Origin of the sequence: Bradyrhizobium sp. LTSPM299 (assembly GCF_000938235.1) — a bacterium.
Taxonomy (GTDB): Bacteria; Pseudomonadota; Alphaproteobacteria; order Rhizobiales; family Xanthobacteraceae; genus Bradyrhizobium.
The window spans coordinates 81241-101569 of record NZ_JYMU01000031.1 but is presented as its reverse complement, the minus strand read 5'-3'; the positions used below and the strand labels follow the sequence as shown (position 1 = coordinate 101569).

The window sequence follows — 20329 nt, the reverse complement described above, 5'->3', positions numbered from 1 at the left end:
TGGCTTTTCAATTCGGTGACGCCCTGCTGCGGGACTTCAGCTTGCGCCTTGGGCACGACCCGGTTCCCCTCCTGTAAAACAAGTTGGACCCATGCTTCGAGGAATGCGGAAAGCCTCATCAAACTGGCTCGGCAAGACGATTATGGCCGTGGTGATGGGCGTTTTGATCGTCAGTTTCGGTGTTTGGGGCATTGCCGACATCTTCAAGGGCTTTGGCCAGTCGACGCTGGCCAAGATCGGCAGCACCGAGATTTCGGCCGAGCAGTTCCGCCAGATCTACACCGACCGCCTGCAGCAGCTCGGCCGCCAGTTCGGCAAACCCCTGAGCCCCGACCAGGCGCGGGCCTTCGGGCTTGACCGGCAGGTGCTGCAACAGACCCTGGCCGAAGCCGCGATGGATGAGGAGGCGCGCCGCATGGGCCTCAACCAGTCCAACGAAGAGGTGCTGCGCACGATCTACAACGATCCGAACTTCAAGGGGCTCAACGGCCAGTTCGATGCGCAACGCTTCCAGTCGGTGATCCGCAACTTCGGCTTCACGGAAGGCCGCTACATCGCCGAGCAGCGCCGCGTCGGCCTGCGGCGGCAGATCGCCAGTACCATCTCGGCCGGGGTCGAGCCGTCGAAGTCGATGATCGAGGCGCTGACGCGGTTCCAGAACGAGCAGCGCTCGATCGACTACGTCAAGCTCGACGCCGCCCAGGCCGGCACCATCGAGACGCCCTCGCCCGAGGCGCTCGCGGCCTATTTCGAGGATCACAAGGTCCAGTTCCGCGCGCCCGAATACCGCAAGATTGCCTTCGTCGCGATCACGCCCGAAGCGATCGGCAAGTGGGAAACCGTCTCCGACGACGACGCCAGGAAGCTGTTCGAGCAGCGCCGCGACCAAATCAGCACGCCGGAGAAGCGCGAGGTCTCGCAGATCGTGTTCCCGAACGTCGACGAGGCGCAGGCGGCGCGCACCCGCATGACGTCGGGGACCTCGTTCGACGACATCGCCAATGAGCGCAAGCTCAATGTGTCCGACGTCAATCTCGGCCTGGTGACAAAATCGGCGATCCTCGATCCGGCCGTCGGCGATGCCGCCTTCGCGCTGTCGTCGGGCGACATCAGCCAGCCGGTGCAGGGACGCTTCGGCGTGGCGCTGGTCAAGGTCGGCAAGATCGAGCCCGGCGTGACGCCGAGCTATGAAAGCTTCGCCCAGCAGATCAAGAACCAGATCGCCAGCGAGCGCGCCCGCACCAAGGTCGCCGAGCTGCGCGACAAGATGGAAGACGAGCGCGGCGGCGGCGCCGGCGTGCTCGAGGCTGCCCAGAAGCTCGGCCTGACGCCTGTCACGATCGACGCGGTCGACCGTTCGGGCCGGCTACCGGACGGCCAGCTCGCGCCGATCCCGCCCAAGCTCGAATTGGTGTCACAGGCCTTCAACAGCGACGTCGGCGTCGACAATGACCCGATCCAGTTCAATGCCGGCTATGTCTGGTACGACGTGCTCGGCGTTACGCCGTCGCGCGAGCGCAACCTCGACGAGGTCCGTCCCCAGGTCGAGGCGAAATGGCGCGAGGACCAGATCTCCGCCAAGCTGCGCGCCAAGGCGACCGAGATCGTCCAGAAGCTCGACACCGGCGGCAAGCTCGCCGACGAGGCGGCGGCTGTCGGCGCCAAGGTCGAAGCCGCCATCAACTTCCAGCGCGACGCGTCGCTGCCTGGCGTGCCGGCCGCCGTGGTCACCGCGGCGTTCCGCACCGCCAAGGACAACGACGGACAGACGCCTGCAGCTGGTGGCAGCGAATGGATCGTATTCCGCGTCACCGACGTCACGGTGCCTCCGATCGACTTCGCCTCCAACGAGGTCAAGAAGCTCCAGGAAGCCGTGCGGCGCTCGTTGAGCGACGAGCAGGTCGCGCAATACGTCACGAAGATCGAGGCCGACATCGGCATGACCGTCAACGAGGCCGCCTTCGCACAGGTGACGGGCGCGAACAGCAATTGAGCATGTTCCGCGCGGCAAACGCGGAACGCGTTTGCGCAGAGAACATGCCCCAGCAACAGACCTGAGCCAGCGAATGGACGACCTGAAATCGATCATCGGAAAAGTCGCCACCGGCGCCACGCTGACGCGTGACGAGGCAGCGTCCGCCTTCAACAGCATGATGTCGGGCGAAGCCACGCCCTCGCAGATGGGCGGGCTCTTGATGGCGCTGCGCGTGCGCGGCGAAACCGTCGACGAGATCACCGGAGCTGTTGCGGCGATGCGCGGCAAGATGCTGCGGGTCGAGGCGCCGGCGGACGCCGTCGACATCGTCGGCACTGGCGGCGACGGCTCCGGCTCGGTCAACGTCTCGACCTGCGCCTCCTTCATCGTGGCCGGCGCCGGCGTATCAGTTGCAAAGCACGGCAATCGCGCGCTGTCGTCGCGTTCCGGCTCGGCCGACGTGCTGGCCTCGCTCGGCGTCAAGCTCGACCTCACGCCGGAGCGCGTCGGGCGTTGCATCTCGGAAGCCGGAATCGGCTTCATGTTCGCGCCTGCGCATCATCCCGCGATGAAGAATGTCGGCCCGACTCGGGTTGAACTCGCCACCCGCACCATCTTCAATCTGCTCGGTCCGCTGTCGAATCCGGCCGGCGTCAGGCGGCAGATGGTCGGCGTATTCTCGCGGCAATGGGTGCAGCCGCTCGCCCAGGTTCTGAAGAATCTCGGCGCCGACAAGGTCTGGGTCGTGCACGGCTCTGACGGACTCGACGAGATCACCCTCACCGGCCCGACCTTCGTCGCCAGCCTCGAGAACGGCGAAATCAGGACCTTCGAGGTTACGCCTGACGATGCCGGCCTCGGCCGCGTCGGCGGCGAGGCCCTGAAGGGTGGCGATGCCGATGCCAATGCGATCGCGCTCGCAAGCGTGCTTCAGGGCAAGCCGAGCGCCTTTCGCGATGTCGCGCTGCTCAACGCCGCCGCCGCGTTGATCGTGGCCGGCCGCGCCAGGGATTTGAAGGAAGGCGTCGCCATCGGCGCGCAGTCGCTCGACAGCGGCGCGGCGGCGGCGCGGCTCAAGCATTTGGTCGCGGTTTCCAACAGTTGAGCATGATCCGATGTCCGACATCCTGAGCAAGATCGAGACCTACAAGCGCGAGGAGATCGCTGCCGCCAAGCGCGCGCGTCCGCTCGCCGAGGTCGAAGCGCTGGCAAAATCGGCCTCAGCCCCGCGCGGCTTCTTGCGTGCGATCAGAGACAAGCATGCCAACGGCGACTATGCGCTGATTGCGGAGGTGAAGAAGGCCTCGCCCTCGAAGGGGCTGATCCGGGCCGACTTCGATCCGCCTCTGCTCGCGAAGGCCTATCAGGCCGGCGGCGCGGCGTGCCTCTCGGTGCTGACCGATGCGCCGTCGTTCCAGGGCCATCTCGACTTCATGGTTGCGGCGCGCGCGGCGACCAACCTGCCGGTGCTGCGCAAGGATTTCATGTTCGACACCTATCAGGTGGCGGAGGCCCGCGCCCATGGTGCCGACTGCATCCTCATCATCATGGCCGCGCTCGACGATGCTGAGGCCAGGGATCTCGAGGACGCCGCGATCGCACATGGCATGGACGTGCTGATCGAGATCCACGACCGCGCCGAGCTCGAGCGTGCCTTAAAACTCCGCTCGCCGATGATCGGCGTCAACAACCGCAACCTCCGCACCTTCGAGACCACGCTCGCCACCAGCGAGGCGTTGGCGCCGCTGATCCCGCGCGACCGCCTGATGGTCGGCGAGAGCGGCATCTTCACGCCTGATGACCTCGCCCGCCTCGAGCGCGTCGGGATGTCGACCTTCCTGGTCGGCGAAAGCCTGATGCGGCAGCAGGACGTCGCTGCCGCCACGCGCGCGCTGCTGACACGGCCGGATACGCCGCGCGCGACCGGCACGCGCTGACGCGATGCCGCGGACCACCAGGCCCAAATCGTCAAAGACCAGCGCCGCCCTCACCCATATCGACGCCAGGGGCGAGGCGCGGATGGTCGACGTCTCGGCCAAATCAGCGACCGAACGCACGGCGGTCGCCGAGGGCCGCGTCGTGATGAGCAAGGCGACGCTTACGCTGATCGAAACAGGCCAGGCGAAGAAGGGCGACGTGCTGGCGACGGCGCGGATCGCCGGCATCATGGCGGCAAAGCGGACCTCCGAGCTGATCCCGCTGTGCCATCCGCTCGCGCTCACCAAAGTCACGATCGACATCGCAACCGACGCGAAACTGCCGGGCTGCATTGTCCGCGCCACCGTGAAGGTGACCGGGCCGACCGGCGTCGAGATGGAGGCGCTGACCGCAGTGACGGTCGCATGCCTGACGATCTATGACATGATCAAGGCCGTCGAGCGCGGCGTGCGCATCGAGGGCATCCATCTCATTGAAAAGATCGGCGGCGAGTCCGGGCATTATCGCGCGGGGGAATGATCGCCCGCATGGGCGCGCCGGGTTACTTCAGCGACGTGCTGATGTTGGTGAAGGTGGTGGAGAGCTTGGTGCCCACGCCCTTCACCGCGGTGATGATGGCGATCGCAATGCCGGTTGCAATCAACCCGTATTCGATTGCGGTGGCTCCGGTCTCGTCGGCGCAAAAATCCTGCAACAATCTTTTCATAATGTACCCACGTACTGGACGAACTCTGCGCGACGACTCGCAAGTTGCGTGCCTTCGATGACATTGAGCGTGGTCATAGGCTTAGATCGTAAACCATTGATTGCATCGATCCACGACGCGGCAAACCTTGCCGCCTGAATCTGCCGACGCGGCAAGTCTTGCAGTTCCCCATCAGGAACGATGTGTGCGAACTTAAAACAGCCCGCGTTGCCAGCACCGTTGCTGCGACCGTCGTCGCCGCGATCTTCGCTGTCGTTCGGCCGCGGAGGCCGACGTCGGCGCGCTGCGCAGTGTTTTCGCCACCACCAATAACCCTTCATTAACCAGCCTTGCTAACTGCAACTCCATTTCATTTCGGTACGACTTTCGCGGGCCGGAGGTGCACGAAACCTACCTCCGGGCGAGATGCCTGGAAGTGGTCGTATCAGATGAATTCAAGCGGCAGCGCCTCATTCAACATCACGTCGGTCCTGCGCAGCGGCCCGATCCGCTGGCTTATCGTCGGCGGTGGGCTGTTGATGGCAGCGATCGCGATCGGCGCGACGCTGATGGCCGGCAATTTCCGCGAGCGCGCCCTGCAGAGCAGCGAGCGCGAGCTCCATAACGCCGTCCTGCTGCTGGCGCGGCATTTCGACCAGCAGCTTGAGGATTTCGAGGTCGTCCAGAACGACCTGATCGCATTCATCCGCGAGCGGGGAGCAACGACGCCGGAGAGCTACAAGCGGCTGATGTCGGGTGCGGACATCCATGCCATGCTCAAGTCCAAGATGGACGCGCTGTCCTATGTCGGCGGCCTGAACGTGTTCGACGCCGACGGCACGCTGATCAACAGCTCGAGCGCGTGGCCGCTGCCGCAGGCCAGCATCGCCGATCGCAACTATTTCCAGATCTTCAAATCGAGCCCCTATTCGCCCGACATGCAGGTCGCGCCGGTGTTCAGCCGCGTCACCGGGGTCTGGACCACCGTCATCGCCCGCAAGGTCACCGGTCCGAACGGCGAGTTCCTCGGCATGGTCGGCCGCGGCATCGAGCCTGCCAGCTTCGAGAAGTTCTTCGCCACCGTGGCGCTCGGCGAAGGCGCCGCGATCGCGATGCATCACCGCGACGGCACGCTGCTGGCGCGCTATCCCCATGCCGAGGAGCTGATCGGGAAGAATTTCCGCAGCGGCCCGGCCGTCCAGCAGCAGGTGTTCGAATTGCCGCAGACCACGTCGCGGCTGACGAGCCCCCTCGACGGCAAGGACCGCGTGGTATCGTCACGGGCGCTGGAGAAATTCCCGATCGTCATCGTGGCGGCAACGACCACGGAGGCAGCCCTGGCCAACTGGCGCGAGCAGATCAGTATCCTGATCGCGGTGACCGGCCTGTCGGTGCTTGCGATCGCCACCCTTCTGACGCTCGTGGTGCGCAAGCTGCTGCTGCAATACTGGGCACAACAGCAGCGCCTGACGCTGGAGAAGCTGCGGCTCGACACCGCCGTCAACAACATGACGCAGGGCTTGCTGCTGTTCGATTCGTCGAAGCGCCTGGTGGTCTGCAACAAGCGCTATATCGAGATGTACGCACTGTCGGCCGACGTTATCAAGCCGGGCTGCAGCTTCCACGACGTCATCGCGCACCGCCGGCAGACCGGCTCGTTCAACGGCGACGTCGAGCGCTACGTCAACCTCGTGCTGCGCGACGTCGGCGTGCGCAACATGATGGTGATCGCAACGCCCGACGCCCGCTCGATCCAGGTCGTCAACGAGCCACTGGCCGATGGCGGCTGGGTCGCGACCCATGAAGACATCACCGAGCGCCGCCGCGCCGAGGAGCGCATCACCCACCTCGCCCATTACGACGCGCTGACCGATCTGCCGAACCGCACCCTGTTCCATGAGGAGATCAGGCGCGAGCTCGCGCATGCGGCGCCCGACAGCCAGATCGCGGTGCTCTATATCGACATCGACGAGTTCAAGGGCGTCAACGATTCGCTCGGCCACATGGTCGGCGACGAGCTGCTGAAATCCGTTTCCCGAAGCCTGAGCGGCGTGATCCGCAAAGAGGATTTCGTCGCCCGCCTCGGCGGCGACGAGTTTGCGATCGTCCAGACCGGCATCAAGGACACCGAGCAGGTCACCAACCTCGTGGCACGCATCTACGAGGCGATCCGTCCGCCCTATCAATGCCTCGGCCACCAGGTCACCACCGACGCCAGCATGGGGATTGCGCTCGCGCCCAAGGACGGCACCGATCTCGACCAGATCCTCAAGAACGCCGATCTCGCGATGTATGCGGCGAAGTCGGCCGGCCGCCGCACCTGGCGCTTCTTCGAGCCGACGATGGACGCCGAGGCGCGCGCCCGCCGCGGCCTCGAGGTGGATCTACGAAAGACGATCGCCGCAGGCACCGGACTGGAAGTGTATTACCAGCCCTGCCTCGACCTCCAGACCAACGAGATCAACGGTTGCGAGGCGCTGGTGCGCTGGCGCCATCCCGAGCGCGGCATGATCTCGCCGGTCGATTTCATCCCGATCGCCGAGGAAAGCGGGCTGATCAACCAGCTCGGCGAATGGGTGCTGGCGACGGCCTGCAAGGAAGCCATGAGTTGGCCCGATCACATCAGTCTGGCGGTCAACGTCTCGCCGGTGCAGTTCAGGAGCGGCACGCTGGCGCTAAAGGTGATCGCTGCGCTGGCGGCGTCCGGCCTCCCCGCGAGCCGGCTCGAGCTCGAGATCACGGAAGCGGTGCTGATCCGCGACGACGAGGCGGCGCTGGCGGTGCTGCACCAGCTCCGCGCCATCGGCGTGCGGATCGCGCTCGACGATTTCGGCACCGGCTATTCATCGCTGAGCTACCTGAAGCGTTTCCCGTTCGACAAGATCAAGATCGACCGCTGCTTCGTCACCGATATCGCCGACCCGCAAGGGTCAGCCGGCATCGTGGAAGCGGTCGTCAACATCGCCGCCGAGCGCCGCATGACGACGACGGCGGAAGGCGTCGAGACCGCGCAGCAGCAGCAATTGCTGCGCGAGCTCGGCTGCTCGGAAATGCAGGGCTATTTGTTCAGCCCGCCGAAGCCGGCGGCCGATATCAGGCAGTTGCTGATCGCACACCGGCAAGGTCCGCTCGCAGCTGGGTCTAGTCGTCCCCGCAAGCGCAAGCCGATCGCACGCTCGGCGTAAAAAAAGTAAAGCCGGTCCGCGGAACGGACCGGCTTCACCAAAACTCACCAGCTCTCAACTAGTTCGGCACGGGCCGCTTCGCCGCCGCCTTGCTATCCGTAGTCTTGGCGTCTGCGTTCTTGGCATCGGCGTTGACGGTGATGCCGCGGAGTTGGTTGAAGGCTGCGGACAGCGCCTTGTCGTTCTTCTCGTCCGGCGGAACGTAGGACTGCGAGCCGGTCTGTTCGGTACTTTCGGCCGCGAGGTGGCCGCGCATCGAGGCCTCGCCCTTGATCTCCGAGCGGGTCTTGAACTCGTCAGGCACGTCCTGCAGCACCTCGATGTCGGGCTTGATGCCCAGCGCCTGGATCGAATGGCCCGACGGCGTGAAGTAGCGCGCCGTGGTCAGCGCCAGCGCGCCATTGCCGGCGCCGAGCGGAATGATCGTCTGCACCGAGCCCTTGCCGAACGAGCGGGTGCCAATGATGGTCGCGCGCTTGTGGTCGTGCAGCGCGCCGGCCACGATCTCGGAGGCCGACGCCGAGCCGCCGTTGATCAGCACCACGAGCGGTTTGCCCTTGGTCATATCGCCGCCATGCGCGGTGAAGCGCTGGGTCTCCTCGGGATTGCGGCCGCGGGTCGAAACGACCTCGCCGCGCTGCATCAGCGTCGAGGTCACCGAGACCGCCTGGTCGAGCAGGCCGCCCGGATTGTTGCGGAGATCGACCACATAGCCAGCGAGCTTGTCCTGCGGGATCTCCTTCTGGATCGCGGTGATCGCCTTCTGCAGGCCCTCGGTGGTCTGCTCGTTGAACGAGGTGATCCTGATGTAGCCGATGTCGCCGCCTTCGGCGTGGAACTTGACCGGGCGGACGCGGATGATTTCGCGATTGAGCGTGAGCTCGATCGGCTTGTCGGCATCCTTGCGGACGATCTTCAGCCGGATCACGCTGTTGGGCGAGCCCTTCATCTTGTTGACGGCCTGATCGAGCGTCATGCCTTGGATCGTTTCGTCGTCGATCGTGGTGATCACATCGCCGGACATGATGCCGGCACGCGAGGCCGGCGTGTCGTCGATCGGCGCCACCACCTTGATGAAGCCGTCCTCCATCGTGACCTCGATGCCGAGCCCGCCGAACTCGCCATGGGTGGTCTCTTGCATGTCGCCCCAGCCCTTCTCGTTCATGTAACGAGAGTGCGGATCGAGCGAGGAGATCATGCCGTTGATCGCGCCCTCGACCAGCTTGGAGTCCTCGGGCTTCTCGACATAGTCGGTCCGGACCCGCTCGAACACTTCGCCAAACAGGTTGAGCTGCGAATAGGTGTTATCGGAGCGCGCCGCCGCCTTGGCGATCTCGATCAGATGCATTCCCCCCTGAGGCGCAGTCACGAGAAGGGTGAGACACGCCCCCGCAACAGTACCGAGGAAAAAGCCAACGTTCTTGCGCATCATCCGCGATCCCTTTTTTCGCTATGGTCGGCAATGTCTCGCAACATTCGACCGCCTCACCCCGACGGGGGCACAACACAATGGCTTTTTGGTCGGATCAAGGCCACCGCCTTACCGGACCCTTACCAAGAGCACGATCCAGACCAACTCCGGCGGATCTCCGCAAAACACCACGCTCGAACAAGGAGATGGGATCAGGTTGCGATTCCGTCCAGTCGCAGCTTGATCTAAATCCCTTTTTCGGCCTCCTCGAGCCCGTTCTGCCAGGTCGACGGCCGGGTCCCGAACCCGCGCTTGGCCCGTGTGCCCAACCAATAGCCAAATTGCGGCGGAACGTTCCGGAACGGACCCTCCACACCAAGCTTTAGCGCGGCATCCATCGGCCAGTTCGGGTTATTGAGGATTTCCCGGCCGACCGCGATCAAATCTGCTTGTTTATCGCGCAGGATCTGCTCGGCCTGGTCACCATGGATGATCAGGCCGACCGCCATGGTCATGATATCGGCCTGCTGTCTGACATATTCCGAGAGCGGCACCTGATAGCCGTATTTAATCTCCTTGCCCAGAATCGGCGCCGTCTCGCTGATTCCGCCTGACGAGCAGTCGATCACGTCGACGCCCTTGCCCTTCAGGATTTTGGCCAGCCGAGCGCTCTGTTCCGGCCCCCAGCCGGCATTGTCCTCGACCGACAGCCGCACGAACAACGGTTTGTGATCGGGCCAATGCGCCCGCACGGCCTCGGTCACGTCGATGAGGAAGCGCATACGGTTTGATTCGGAGCCGCCATAGTCGTCGCGGCGCTGGTTGGCGCGCTCGGACAGGAACTCGTGCACGAGATAGCCATGGGCACCGTGCAGTTCGAGCACGTCGAAGCCGGCCTCATCGGCGCGCCGCGCCGCCTGCCCCCAGGCCTGAACCAGGTCCTTGACCTCATGCGTCTCCAGCGCCCGCGGCACCGGCCAGCGCTCGCTATGCGCGATCGCGCTCGGCGCCACCGGTGTCCAGTCGTCCCAATCCTCGATCTCGGGCGTCCGCTGCAGCGGACGATCGCCCTCCCATGGGCGGTTCGCGCGCGCCTTGCGGCCGGAATGACCGAGCTGGATGCCGGCCACCGCATTCTGCTGCTTGATGAAGCTGACGAGCCGGCCGAGCGGCGCCACGAAGGCGTCATCCCAGATGCCGAGGTCACCGACCGTGCCGCAACCGCGCCGCTCCACCTTCGTCGATTCGACGATCACGAGCCCGGCGCCGCCGGCGGCGAACTTGCCGGCATTCATCAGGTGCCAGTCGGTCGGAAAGCCCTTCACCGCCGAATACTGGTGCATCGGCGGCACCACGATGCGGTTCTTCAGCGTGACGCCGCGAATCGTCTTCGGTGAAAACAGCAGCATTTCGGACATCGTTTCCCGCTTCCTGGCTTCCTCGCACCCGGTCGTTACCCGGCGCCGGCCGGGTCGATCTTCTGTTGGCGCTGAAGATATACGCACCGCGTCACCGCTGATAGAGGCTGATGTCGGCTGCATGCACGCGGGAGTGGCAATCGCCTGACAGCTCCGCTACGTTTCGGGTCCCGCCTCGCCTGTCTGCCGTCGCCCATGCCCCCATATCGCGCCAGTCCCGGCTTCTTCGAAGTGCCTCATGCAGCGGTCTACGCGCTGATGACGGCGACCGTGCTCGCATCGGGGTTTTGCTTCATCCAGGCCGGCGGATCGTCGGCGCCATCAGAGCTGTTGTTCCGCTACGGCGGAATGTATTCGACCGCGCTGGCGCGGCATGAATATTGGCGGCTGATCGCCTATGGCTTCCTGCACGTCAATTTCATCCACCTCACCACCAACATGCTGTGTCTCGTGCTATGGGGCGGGCATCTCGAGCGGCGGGTCGGACCAGCCTACTTCGTCATCATCTATTTCTGCGCGATGGCGTTCGGCGCCATCATCGGCAATGCGATCCATGCGACGCCATACCTCACGGTCGGCGCCTCCGGTGCCACCTCGGGTATCCTCGGCGCGCTGTTGTGCCTGTGGATCCTCGGCAAGCTCGATGTCCGCTTCGATTTCTTCGCCATCAACATCGGGCTAAACGTCGCCTTTGCGATCAGCAATTCGCGGATCGATTGGGCCGTGCATCTCGGCGGCTTTGCGGCCGGCCTGATCGCCTGCGCGGTGCTCGACCTCGTCGAGAAGGTGACGCCCTATGCGCTTCGCTGCAAATTCCCCGAAACCGTGAAGGTCAATCTCGTCCTGCTCGGCTGCGCAGCCGCACTTTGGCTTTGGACCAACCAGGCGCAGGCCTTGCTGGCCGGCGCTGCAGGATGGATCGCTTTCGCCGGCTTGACCGTCGCGAGTTGTGCCGTCGTCAAGCTGATCGATCTGGCGCTGTCGATCAAGAAGGGCCTCGCGATCGTCGTCGCGGCACTTGCGGTAGCAAACGCAGCCTGCGTGGCGCTTGGCGTCCAGGCTGTGGCGGCGTCGGCCTGCGTCGCGCGCTGGCCGCGGGCTCCGCAAGAGAACCTGCTCAGCACGTTCTGTTCGAATTCGATGCTTGTGGCCGGATTGACCGCGGCCGGCGTGGTCGCACTGACGTTGTTGGCTTGTTCAAGGGAAATTTACCGCGGCATCGAAGATGTCGGCTTTGTCGGCGCGTCGCTCCGCGCCGAACGCAACCGCCGTCACGGGCTGTGATCCGGCCAGGCCGAGCAGCCCGGCGCCACCTGTCCGATTTGTAACCGGCCGGCCTCGAACCCCAGGGCCGTCCCGCAGCGTCCCATCAGCAAGGGCCATTCGGTCCGCAGAGATGGAGGCGTCAGATGAAGGAGAAACTCCTCGCGACCGCGCTGAGTGCGACGATGCTGTTTGCAGCCTCGTTGCGCACGGCAAACGCCGAAACCTGGGTTTCCAAGGACATCTTGCGTCCGCACGGCCATGACCGGTCGATGGCCGCGGGCGCCGGCGAGGACGTCATCCTCGCTGTCCGCAACGCGCACCGCGACTTCCACAAACGGGTGGGATGAAATCCCCCGACGGCTTGCCGTCAGAGCGTCGCGAGCCTGGCCGCGCCCTTGGCGATGGCATCGTTGAAGCTGGTATCCCAGAATTTTCCGACCTCGGCCCTGGCGTCGAGAACGCCGAGCTTGAGGAAGGTATCGGCGACGCCCTGATGGGTCACCGGCACATCCGGTGTCACGCCGGCGAGCGAGAAATCGGCGCTGCGACGGGCGAACTGGTCGAGAATGTCCTGCAGCGACAGATGGGTTTCCGCGACCTGGGCTGCGGCATAGACTTGGAAATTCTTGTTAGCGAAGGCATAGGCGCGCTGGATTCGCAGCAACAGGTCGGTCAGCGCCGCGTGCCGCAGCGGATCGTCAATCGCCTTCGGGTTGGCGTAGATCGGAAAATTCCCCGAGAGATAGCCGACGCCGGTCTTGAGCAGGCGCGCGCCGTGCTTGGCGATGGCGAGCTGGCCATTGTAGCCGTAGATCGCCCAGGCATCGAGCTGGCCGGAGGCGAATGCCGAATAGCCGTCCGACGGCGTCAGGTTGACGGCGTCGATGTCAGCGAACGACAGGCCGGCTTCCTCGAGCTGCTTGGCGAGGAAATAATGCGCGGTCGTCGCGCGCACATAGCCCACCCGCTTGCCCCGGAGATCGGCGATCGCATGGATCGGCGCGTCCTTTGCCGCGACCGTCACCTGGATGTTGAGGTCTTCGTGCGTGACGGCGATGAAGCGCACCTTGGCATTCTGGCGCGCAGCAAACATCGCAGGGATTTCGCTGCCCGATCCCAAATCCAGCGCGTCGCCGTTCAGCGCTTCGATGTGGAGCACGCCATTGTTGAGCTCCTTCCACTCGATCTTGTAGGGCGTCTTGTCTTCGCCCGCAGCCTGAAGCAGCGGCCGCCAGCCGCCCTTGTAATAGGCGACACGAAGCGTGACGCCGCCGAGATCGGGGCCCGCGCCCTGACCGGTTTCGGCGCGTGCGCCGCCCGCGATCAAACTGCCGGCGAGAACGCCGAGCGCGGAACGCCGGGACAAGGAAAGTGGAATCGTCACGGGCAGAGCTCCTGAAGAACAGTCACAAGAGCCCGAGCTTCAAGGAAAGAATGGCAGATGTATATAAGAGGGAATTTCGTTTTTTGCGCCGCTTGCGAAAAGCCGTTCCACGGACGGCTCTCATCGCGCATTGATCTCTTTCCCGGCTCGATTTCGCCGCGCTACTTCGCGACGTCGTACACGTCGGGATCGAAGCTCGAACTCGGATTGCTGAATGCATGCCGAAGCGCCGGCGAGATCGGGACGTTGTAGTTGATCCCGTTCGGCGGCGTCGGCGATTCCAGCCACCTCTTGTACATGACCTCGATCTCAGGGCTGCCGTAAAGCTCAGCCGTCGCGCGGTCGGCAAGCGCCTTGAACGGCGCGTCCTCCCGGCGCAGCATGATGCCAAACGGTTCCGGCTTCGAGAACGTCTCCGCGCTGATCATGTAGAGCGCGGGCTCCTTCGAGCGCGCGATGGCGACGGCGAGCTGCACGTCATCGAGCGCATAGGCCTGCGCGCGATCGGTCTCCAGCATCAGGAACGCCTCGGCCTGGTCGGTTGCGGGGAGAATCTTGACGCCCAGTTTACGCTCAGCATTGACCTTGATCAGCTGGGCCAGATTGACCGATCCAGCGACCGCCGTGACCGATGCCCCCTTCAGATCATCGATCGTGTTGATGTTGCCGGCCTTCTTGGCGGCAAATCGCGTTGCACTCAGGAAGTGCGTATTGGTGAACGCCACCTGCTTCTGGCGATCGGCGTTGTTGGTGGTCGCCGAACAATGCAGGTCGATCGTGCCGTTGACCATCAAGGGAATGCGATTTGACGACGTCACGGGCAGGAAATCGACTGATATGTCGGGCATGCCGAGTTGCTGCTTCACGGCATCGACGATTCTGAGGCAGACGTCGAGGGCAAAACCGACGGGCCGCTGGTTGCCGTCGAGATAGCTGAAGGGAACGGAGGCCTCTTGATAGCCGAGCGTGATCTTCCTGGTTTCCTTGACCTTCTGGAGCGTACCTGAGAGCTCTTCGGCGGCAACGGGGCCCGCGACAAGCATGAAGGCCAAAACAACGGCGGGCAAACGCATCGACTGCTCCTGTGCGGTCATCAATTGCTGGGTTTTTGTGCTCGAGCCGTGTGGATGGTCCGAGCCGAGACGCGATCATTGCGGTGATAAACCACGCCGGACCCGGAAGATAGATGAGCATGTCTCTACCAGATATCGCGCAATGTTATACTCCGCCGTGCAGCTGACCAGATCCTGGCTGCTCAACGATTGCGGCCCGCGATGCGCGCAGAGCTCGCATACACATGACCGTCAAACAGACGCCGCTGCGTCCGGTAGAACGCGCCTTGCTCCGCGATCCATTCGCCGGCACGGTCCTTGACCGTTGCCGCGACCGTCAGCACGCCTGATGGCATGGCGATGCGGATCGGCGCTTCGGCATCGCTGGTCTTTCGCGTCACCTCGTGCACCACGCTGCCCTCGAGCCGCGCCGCCACCGCCATGCAAAGCGATGCGGTGAGCGGCAGCGCCCGATGCGGCTGCCCGTTTGAAATCATCCGGCCGGTGATATCAGCCTCGCCGGCTGCGATGCGTTCACCGGTGAGGGTCGATGCATCAAGCGGTCCGGCGACGAAGCCGATGAACGGAACCTGGCTCTTGGCGATGGCCTCCTCGCGCGTGGACGCAATGCCCATGGCGACGGACGCCGCGCACCTGATCGCCTGCAACCGGTCGAGCAACACGGCATCCGCGTCAAGCGCATCGGGCAATTCGGTGCCGGTCTTGCCGAGGTCCTCGGCACGCACGAAGCAGCACGCGTTCGCCGCATCCACCATGGATACGGTGAAGGCGCCGTGACCGGGGACGTCGAGCGTCTCGACGACCTTGCCGGTCGGCAGCAGCCTGCCCGTGGTCGCACCGCCCGGATCGCGGAACTCCAGCCGCACCGGCGCGCCGGTGCCGGCCACTCCCGGGATCGCGAGATCCCCATCCACGGCGGCAAGTCGGTCGTCGAGCCCGAATCGCGACCAGATGATCTTCTGCGTGTTGGTATTGTGGATGCGCACCAGGGCCTGGTCGCCGGAGATCTTGACCAGGCCCTCGTCGACAGCGAACGGGCCCATCGCGGAGGACATGTTGCCGCAATTGCCACCGTAATCCACCCGCGCGTCCTTCACCGACACCTGCGCGAAGGTGTAGTCGATGTCAGCGTCGGAGCGCGTGGGCGCCCCGACGATGCAGACCTTGGACAGCGAGGAGACGCCGCCGCCCATGCCGTCGAGCTGCCGGCCATAGGGATCGGGAGCTCCGATCGCGGCGAGAAAGATCTCGTCCCACGCGCGCTTGTCGCGCGGCAGATCTTGCTCGTGAAACACGATTGCCTTGCTGGTGCCGCCGCGCATGAAGACGGCCCGAATCCTGGTCTGCGGCATGCTGTCACCTCCCGACCGGACGGGTTTCGTCCGGGCGCAATCATCGCAGTGATAACCCACGTCGGGCTCAGGAGATAGCCGAGGATGTGTCTACCAGCCATCCCGCCTGATCCACTTCTTTCAATCGCGTTTTGATCCATCATGGCGCCTCATTCCAATCGGTGAGACGCAGAATGAAGCGACGCGACGTGCTTGGATTGCTGACGACGGGCGCAATCGGCATTGCGCTGCCGCCTCCCCGCGCCTATGCGCAAGCCGCAGGGCCGCAGATGGCCGCGCTCAGCAACTACATGAGCGCCGCGCGGCAACGCAGCCTTCCCGCCGACGTCGTCGAGCATGCCAGGCTCCATGTGCTCGATACGCTCGTGGCGATGATCTCGGGATCGCGGCTGGCACCGGGTGAAGCGGCGCAGCGCTTTATCCGGGACGTTGCCACCAAGGGAGATGTCAAGGGTGACGTCACGATCGCGGCGAGCAACCTGAGGGCGCCACCGATCGATGCGGCGCTTGCCAATGGCGTGATGGCCCATGCCGACGAAACCGACGACTCGCACAATGCGTCGCGCTCGCATCCCGGCTGCTCGGTGATTCCAGCGGCGCTGGCGATGGGCGAGCGGCTCGGCGTCAGCGGCGAGCATTTCCTTCGCGCCGTGACCCTCGGCTACGACGTCGGAACGCGCGTGGTGCTGACGATGGGCGGCGCCAAGTTCAGCTACGACAATGTGATGGACACCCATAGCGTCGCCGGAACATTCGGCGCGTCGGCCGCAGCCGCCTGCACCGCCGGCCTCGACGCACAGCGGATGCGCTGGGTGCTCGACTACGCCGCGCAGCAAGCGTCCGGTTACATCGTCTGGCGACGCGACGTCGACCACATCGAGAAAGGCTTTGTCTTCGCCGGCATGCCGGCGCGCAACGGCGTCACCGCGGCGCTCCTGGTGCGATCGGGCTGGACCGGAATCGACGACGTGTTCTCGGGCCCGGACAATTTCTTCCTGGCCTATGCGTCGAAGGCTAACCCCGAGCAACTCACCGACAAGCTCGGCGAACGCTACGAGATCGCGCTGACCGACATCAAGAAGTGGACCGTGGGCTCACCGATCCAGGCCCCGCTCGACGGGGTCGCGGCGATCCGCGGCAAGCACCCGTTCAGCGCCGATCAGGTCCAGCGCGTGACAGTGCGCGTCGCCCCTTCCGTCGCCGCGGTCGTCGACAACAGAGACAATCCGGATATCAGCCTGCAACACATGATCGCCGTGATGCTGCTCGACAAGACCGTGTCGTTCCAGGCCGCGCACGACAAGGCGCGGATGAAGGATGCAGCGGTCCTGCAGCAGCGCGCGAAAGTGAATCTCGTCGGAGACGAGGACCTCGCAAAACTCCTGCCGGCGCGCGTCACTGTCGTTGAGATTGATCTGACGGACGGCACGCATCTGTCCGAACGGGTCACTGAGGTTCGCGGCACGGTCGCAAATCCAATGACCCGCGCAGAGGTGACCGACAAGGCGCGAAGCCTGATTGCGCCGGTGCTGGGTCGTGGGCCGACCGAACGGCTGATCCGGTCTACGCAATCGATGCCGTGAAGAACATCCGCGATCTAGGGCAATTGCTCCGCCGCCGATGATCCGGCTGCAGTCAAGCCGGGAAACTGTCGCCGAACATCGGCAGGCCGCTGCGCGATTGCTCGCGCGTCGCCTCGTCCTGGATGACGTCCCAGTGCTCGGCGAGCACGCCGTCCGCCATGCGCACGATGTCGGCGACGACCCACGCCGCCGGCAGGCCATGGCCGCTGAACCGGCCATGGAGAATGACGAAATCACCGCTCGCCGCCGCGACGTGGTTCTCGTAGCGCAGCGTCGCGGGTAAGCCCTTGACCAGCTCGAACAGCCCGTCGCGGCCGGGCGCAATATGCGCGCTGTGCTGGATGTAGCGCGGCGACCAGAAGCGTTCGGCGGAGGCGTAATCGCGCTTGTTGAACAGCATATCGAAGGCATCAAGGACGATCCGGACTTGTCCGTCTTCATTGGATGTGATCATGGCCGCTCCCTCATCATGGCTTGTTGGTATCGGAAGATCCGAGGCTGCCGACGATCGATGCCCGGCGGGACAGCTCGATCCAGTTGCCGTCGGGATCGAGGATCATCGAGATCCGCGCGACGTCGCCGAGCGTGATCGGTGCAAGGCCCTCGCGCACGCCCTTGCTGCGCAGCTCATCATGCACGGCGTCGATATCGGCGACCTGCAGCGTGATGTAGCGCCAGCCACGAGCCTGGCGAACCGGATCGACGGTCGCGGCACGGTCTTCCCTGAAAAGAACGAGGCTGTCGCCCAACCGAAAGGCCGCACCGCCCGACCAGGGTTGTTCGGCGAAGCCGAGGATGTCGCGATAGAACCTGCGGTGTTCGCTCAGCGACCGCACCGCCATGGCGACGGCGATCTGGGTGATGCCATCATGCCCCGGCGGTACCAGACTGATACGATTGCCATCGGGATCAGACATGGCGCGCGGTTCTTCGACGCCCTCTCTTGCAACAATCAGCTCGCGGTAGCCGCTCGGCGCTGAATCCGGCAGCGGTTCCAAATGGTGGTTGAGCTTGATCACCGATCCGTCGGCATCGTGCCGATACTGTTTCTGCCCGCGGCGAACCGGCAGCACATGATCAAGACGGAGACCGGCATCCTGCTGCCAGAACCGCAGCATCGGCTCCAGATTGTTGGTCGAAAGTCCGACGTCGATGACCCTCTTCGCCAGTTGCATCCGCCGCTCCCTTGCTCGAACGACGTAGTCTATCGCTTCACAAACCCAAAGCTACTTCCGGACCAGCGGGATCTGCAAATTGGTCGGGCGATTCTGCTCGCTGTCAAAGCCGCGGCCGTCGACGTTGCGTGCGCCCCAGAACAACAGGTCGCCCCTGAGATAGACCAAATCGTACTCCATGAAGTTGGTCCCTTCCTTCAGACCGAATGGGACAAACGACTTTCCGAAGATGCTCTGGGGCGCATTGACCGCCCATGGCGCGTATCCGGCCGTTGCGACCTTGTTCAGGACGTCGGCAAATCCCTGCACCAGCGGCGTCACCTCGTAGCTCTCATCGGCAACGAAGTCGACCTTCTGCGCGCCAGGGGCGATCGGATGGGCCCCCTGCCACAGCACGTGTCCGCCGATCTTGATCCGCGCCAGCGGCACGGCGCCGTTAGGGTCGGCGAAGTTGACGACATCGAGTTCGAAGCGATCGGACGGCAGGTATTTGAAGGCGCGCTTGAGGTAGAACGGCTTGAGCGATCCGTCCGGGTTCTTGCTCGGCCTGATCTCGGGCGAGATGCTCTCCCAGTTGCCGAGCAGCGCCTGCTTGATCTTCGTGACGTCCGTTTCCATGCCACCTCTCCCCGGTTGATTGCTCGGCGACTGTGCCGCGGCTGTGCCAAGTCCTGCGCCAAGTCCCGTCATTACCAGAAAGAGCAACAGCGACGCTCTCAAACCCCAGCACATGCGCACACTCCCGTGCCTGCCAGGCAGGCCGCCCGTATCAGGTGCTTGTGTCTATAGAGAGAACTGGCGAGCCATAGAAAGACTTTGTAAGCTGGGCCCATGCCTGCGAGATATGGGAGCGAGGCATTGGGAGCGGGACATTCGGGAGATTGTGATGGAGCTTCGGCATCTCCGCTATTTCGTCGCCGTCGCCGATGCAGGCAGCTTGACCGTCGCCGCCGAGCAAAAGCTGCACACTTCCCAGCCCTCGCTCAGCCGGCAGATCCGCGACCTCGAGCAGGAGGTCGGCGTTCCCTTGATCACCCGCAGCGCGCATGGCATTGAGCTGACGCCGGCCGGCAAGGCGTTTTTGGATCACGCCCGCATGTCGCTGCTGCAGGCGGAGGCGGCCAAGGAAGCGGCGTTGCGCGCAGCCCAGCCGCCCAAACCGACATTCACCCTTGGCTTTCTGTCGGGCGCCGAAATCGATCTGCTACCCGAGGCGAGCCGCGTGCTGCGCGAGGCTTTTCCCGGCATCGACATCCGCCTGTCGAGCGAATACTCCCCCGTGCTTGCCAAAGCCTTGATGCGGCGCAAGCTCGATGCGGCCTTCATGCGGCCGGAAGAGAACATGGCGGATCTGGCCTTCAAACGCGTCCGAACCGATCCGCTGGTGTTTGTGTTTCCGAGCGACCATCGCCTCGCCGCGCAAACATCCATCGCGCCGCAGGAGATCGTCAATGAAACGTTCTATCTCCCGTCCAAATCCGCACCTGCGGTGCGCCGGGTCGTGCTGGAGTATTTCAACCGCGTCGGCATCGACATCAGGCCGGAGCATGAAGTGCACAATGTCGTCCATGCGATCTCGATGATCACCTCGACGCGCGGGGTCATGCTGCTGCCGGCCTACACCAGACGCTATCTGCCTGAAACGATCACCACCCGCCCGGTGCAGGGAGCAGCCCCCACGCTTGACCTCGTCATCGCCTACCACAAGGCAAACAACTCGCCGATCTTGAAGCTGCTGCTCTCCCGGGTTGACAGGTTGGGTCTGGTGCCTACCTAGGGCGGCAGGCGCAACAGCCCTTCCGCATTCGGAAGAGTGCCTCGGCTCCGCGGCGGAAGCCGAGGCACCAGTTCGACTTACCAATGCCACAACACACGTGGCATTGC

The 20329-nt window shown here is 64.2% G+C and carries 18 protein-coding genes; 9 read left to right on the top strand and 9 right to left on the bottom strand.

Translation table 11 applies throughout. The annotated features are described in order from the left end of the window. Window positions 1-91 precede the first annotated feature (91 nt). The 4 genes from UP10_RS17990 (at window position 92) to moaC (ending at window position 4432) form a co-directional block, all read left to right on the top strand. Window positions 92-1993 (top strand): peptidylprolyl isomerase, encoded by a 1902-nt coding sequence (locus UP10_RS17990; RefSeq protein ID WP_044588636.1) that lies wholly within the window; start codon window positions 92-94, stop codon window positions 1991-1993. Window positions 1994-2066: 73 nt separating this feature from the next. Continuing rightward, entirely contained in the window at window positions 2067-3080 is a 1014-nt protein-coding gene (gene trpD, locus UP10_RS17985) for an anthranilate phosphoribosyltransferase (RefSeq protein WP_044588635.1), read from the top strand. A 10-nt stretch (window positions 3081-3090) separates the two neighbouring features. Continuing rightward, on the top strand, window positions 3091-3912 hold the full coding sequence (trpC, locus tag UP10_RS17980; protein WP_044588634.1) for an indole-3-glycerol phosphate synthase TrpC: 822 nt from the start codon (window positions 3091-3093) through the stop codon (window positions 3910-3912). Window positions 3913-3916: 4 nt separating this feature from the next. Then, window positions 3917-4432 carry a cyclic pyranopterin monophosphate synthase MoaC gene (gene moaC, locus UP10_RS17975; RefSeq protein WP_044588633.1) on the top strand — a complete coding sequence of 172 codons (516 nt, stop codon included), beginning with the start codon at window positions 3917-3919 and terminating at the stop codon, window positions 4430-4432. Between the two features lie 22 nt (window positions 4433-4454). On the opposite strand, the gene UP10_RS17970 is transcribed toward moaC, so the two are convergent. Continuing rightward, window positions 4455-4619, bottom strand: a complete 165-nt coding sequence (locus tag UP10_RS17970) for a Flp family type IVb pilin (RefSeq protein WP_044588632.1) — start codon at window positions 4617-4619, stop codon at window positions 4455-4457. A 428-nt stretch (window positions 4620-5047) separates the two neighbouring features. Between UP10_RS17970 and UP10_RS17965 the strand changes: the two genes are divergently transcribed. Continuing rightward, complete coding sequence (locus UP10_RS17965) at window positions 5048-7783, top strand: bifunctional diguanylate cyclase/phosphodiesterase (protein WP_044588631.1); 2736 nt, start codon at window positions 5048-5050, stop codon at window positions 7781-7783. Between the two features lie 58 nt (window positions 7784-7841). Here the strand turns inward: UP10_RS17965 and UP10_RS17960 are convergent, their stop codons facing one another. Together UP10_RS17960 and UP10_RS17955 are read right to left on the bottom strand one after the other, a co-directional pair. Continuing rightward, complete coding sequence (locus tag UP10_RS17960; RefSeq protein WP_044588767.1) at window positions 7842-9212, bottom strand: S41 family peptidase; 1371 nt, start codon at window positions 9210-9212, stop codon at window positions 7842-7844. 227 nt (window positions 9213-9439) lie between these two features. Then, a complete protein-coding gene (locus UP10_RS17955; RefSeq protein ID WP_044588630.1) occupies window positions 9440-10612 on the bottom strand; it encodes an NADH:flavin oxidoreductase/NADH oxidase in 1173 nt (390 codons plus the stop codon). A 195-nt stretch (window positions 10613-10807) separates the two neighbouring features. Between UP10_RS17955 and UP10_RS17950 the strand changes: the two genes are divergently transcribed. Further along, a complete protein-coding gene (locus UP10_RS17950) occupies window positions 10808-11896 on the top strand; it encodes a rhomboid family intramembrane serine protease (RefSeq protein ID WP_044588629.1) in 1089 nt (362 codons plus the stop codon). Between the two features lie 125 nt (window positions 11897-12021). After that, window positions 12022-12225, top strand: coding sequence for a hypothetical protein (locus UP10_RS17945; protein WP_044588628.1), 204 nt, complete (start codon window positions 12022-12024; stop codon window positions 12223-12225). Window positions 12226-12245: 20 nt separating this feature from the next. Here the strand turns inward: UP10_RS17945 and UP10_RS17940 are convergent, their stop codons facing one another. The 3 genes from UP10_RS17940 to UP10_RS17930 all read right to left on the bottom strand — a co-directional run bounded on the left by UP10_RS17940 (window position 12246) and on the right by UP10_RS17930 (window position 15687). Further along, a complete protein-coding gene (locus UP10_RS17940) occupies window positions 12246-13262 on the bottom strand; it encodes an ABC transporter substrate-binding protein (RefSeq protein WP_245321778.1) in 1017 nt (338 codons plus the stop codon). 161 nt (window positions 13263-13423) lie between these two features. Then, window positions 13424-14335, bottom strand: a complete 912-nt coding sequence (locus UP10_RS17935) for an amino acid ABC transporter substrate-binding protein (RefSeq protein ID WP_044588765.1) — start codon at window positions 14333-14335, stop codon at window positions 13424-13426. 182 nt (window positions 14336-14517) lie between these two features. Next, the gene (locus tag UP10_RS17930) at window positions 14518-15687 is read right to left on the bottom strand and encodes a 2-methylaconitate cis-trans isomerase PrpF family protein (protein WP_044588627.1); all 1170 of its coding nucleotides are present in this window, start codon (window positions 15685-15687) and stop codon (window positions 14518-14520) included. A 173-nt stretch (window positions 15688-15860) separates the two neighbouring features. Here UP10_RS17930 and UP10_RS17925 point away from each other — a divergent pair, with 173 nt between their 5' ends. Then, window positions 15861-17270, top strand: a complete 1410-nt coding sequence (locus UP10_RS17925) for an MmgE/PrpD family protein (RefSeq protein WP_044588626.1) — start codon at window positions 15861-15863, stop codon at window positions 17268-17270. Between the two features lie 52 nt (window positions 17271-17322). Here UP10_RS17925 and UP10_RS17920 read toward each other — a convergent pair whose 3' ends face one another. The 3 genes from UP10_RS17920 to UP10_RS17910 are packed head-to-tail and all read right to left on the bottom strand — an operon-like array spanning window position 17323 to window position 19063. Then, window positions 17323-17724 (bottom strand): nuclear transport factor 2 family protein, encoded by a 402-nt coding sequence (locus UP10_RS17920; RefSeq protein WP_044588625.1) that lies wholly within the window; start codon window positions 17722-17724, stop codon window positions 17323-17325. Between the two features lie 13 nt (window positions 17725-17737). Further along, the gene (locus UP10_RS17915) at window positions 17738-18445 is read right to left on the bottom strand and encodes a VOC family protein (protein ID WP_044588624.1); all 708 of its coding nucleotides are present in this window, start codon (window positions 18443-18445) and stop codon (window positions 17738-17740) included. Between the two features lie 51 nt (window positions 18446-18496). Next, the gene (locus UP10_RS17910; protein WP_044588623.1) at window positions 18497-19063 is read right to left on the bottom strand and encodes a hypothetical protein; all 567 of its coding nucleotides are present in this window, start codon (window positions 19061-19063) and stop codon (window positions 18497-18499) included. A 268-nt stretch (window positions 19064-19331) separates the two neighbouring features. Here UP10_RS17910 and UP10_RS17905 point away from each other — a divergent pair, with 268 nt between their 5' ends. Continuing rightward, window positions 19332-20222: a LysR family transcriptional regulator gene (locus tag UP10_RS17905; protein ID WP_044588622.1), complete on the top strand. Its 891-nt coding sequence runs from the start codon at window positions 19332-19334 to the stop codon at window positions 20220-20222. Window positions 20223-20329: the final 107 nt, after the last annotated feature.

What these genes read in the sequence shown, in the direction of transcription:
- UP10_RS17920 (WP_044588625.1), bottom strand. Translation starts at nt 17,724, where the DNA reads ATGATCACATCCAATGAAGACGGACAAGTCCGGATCGTCCTTGATGCC.
- UP10_RS17910 (WP_044588623.1), bottom strand. Translation starts at nt 19,063, where the DNA reads ATGGAAACGGACGTCACGAAGATCAAGCAGGCGCTGCTCGGCAACTGG.
- UP10_RS17965 (WP_044588631.1), top strand. Translation starts at nt 5,048, where the DNA reads ATGAATTCAAGCGGCAGCGCCTCATTCAACATCACGTCGGTCCTGCGC.
- UP10_RS17950 (WP_044588629.1), top strand. Translation starts at nt 10,808, where the DNA reads ATGCCCCCATATCGCGCCAGTCCCGGCTTCTTCGAAGTGCCTCATGCA.
- trpC (WP_044588634.1), top strand. Translation starts at nt 3,091, where the DNA reads ATGTCCGACATCCTGAGCAAGATCGAGACCTACAAGCGCGAGGAGATC.
- UP10_RS17990 (WP_044588636.1), top strand. Translation starts at nt 92, where the DNA reads ATGCTTCGAGGAATGCGGAAAGCCTCATCAAACTGGCTCGGCAAGACG.
- UP10_RS17945 (WP_044588628.1), top strand. Translation starts at nt 12,022, where the DNA reads ATGAAGGAGAAACTCCTCGCGACCGCGCTGAGTGCGACGATGCTGTTT.
- UP10_RS17955 (WP_044588630.1), bottom strand. Translation starts at nt 10,612, where the DNA reads ATGTCCGAAATGCTGCTGTTTTCACCGAAGACGATTCGCGGCGTCACG.
- UP10_RS17970 (WP_044588632.1), bottom strand. Translation starts at nt 4,619, where the DNA reads ATGAAAAGATTGTTGCAGGATTTTTGCGCCGACGAGACCGGAGCCACC.
- UP10_RS17915 (WP_044588624.1), bottom strand. Translation starts at nt 18,445, where the DNA reads ATGCAACTGGCGAAGAGGGTCATCGACGTCGGACTTTCGACCAACAAT.
- UP10_RS17925 (WP_044588626.1), top strand. Translation starts at nt 15,861, where the DNA reads ATGAAGCGACGCGACGTGCTTGGATTGCTGACGACGGGCGCAATCGGC.
- moaC (WP_044588633.1), top strand. Translation starts at nt 3,917, where the DNA reads ATGCCGCGGACCACCAGGCCCAAATCGTCAAAGACCAGCGCCGCCCTC.
- UP10_RS17905 (WP_044588622.1), top strand. Translation starts at nt 19,332, where the DNA reads ATGGAGCTTCGGCATCTCCGCTATTTCGTCGCCGTCGCCGATGCAGGC.
- UP10_RS17930 (WP_044588627.1), bottom strand. Translation starts at nt 15,687, where the DNA reads ATGCCGCAGACCAGGATTCGGGCCGTCTTCATGCGCGGCGGCACCAGC.
- trpD (WP_044588635.1), top strand. Translation starts at nt 2,067, where the DNA reads ATGGACGACCTGAAATCGATCATCGGAAAAGTCGCCACCGGCGCCACG.
- UP10_RS17960 (WP_044588767.1), bottom strand. Translation starts at nt 9,212, where the DNA reads ATGCGCAAGAACGTTGGCTTTTTCCTCGGTACTGTTGCGGGGGCGTGT.
- UP10_RS17935 (WP_044588765.1), bottom strand. Translation starts at nt 14,335, where the DNA reads ATGCGTTTGCCCGCCGTTGTTTTGGCCTTCATGCTTGTCGCGGGCCCC.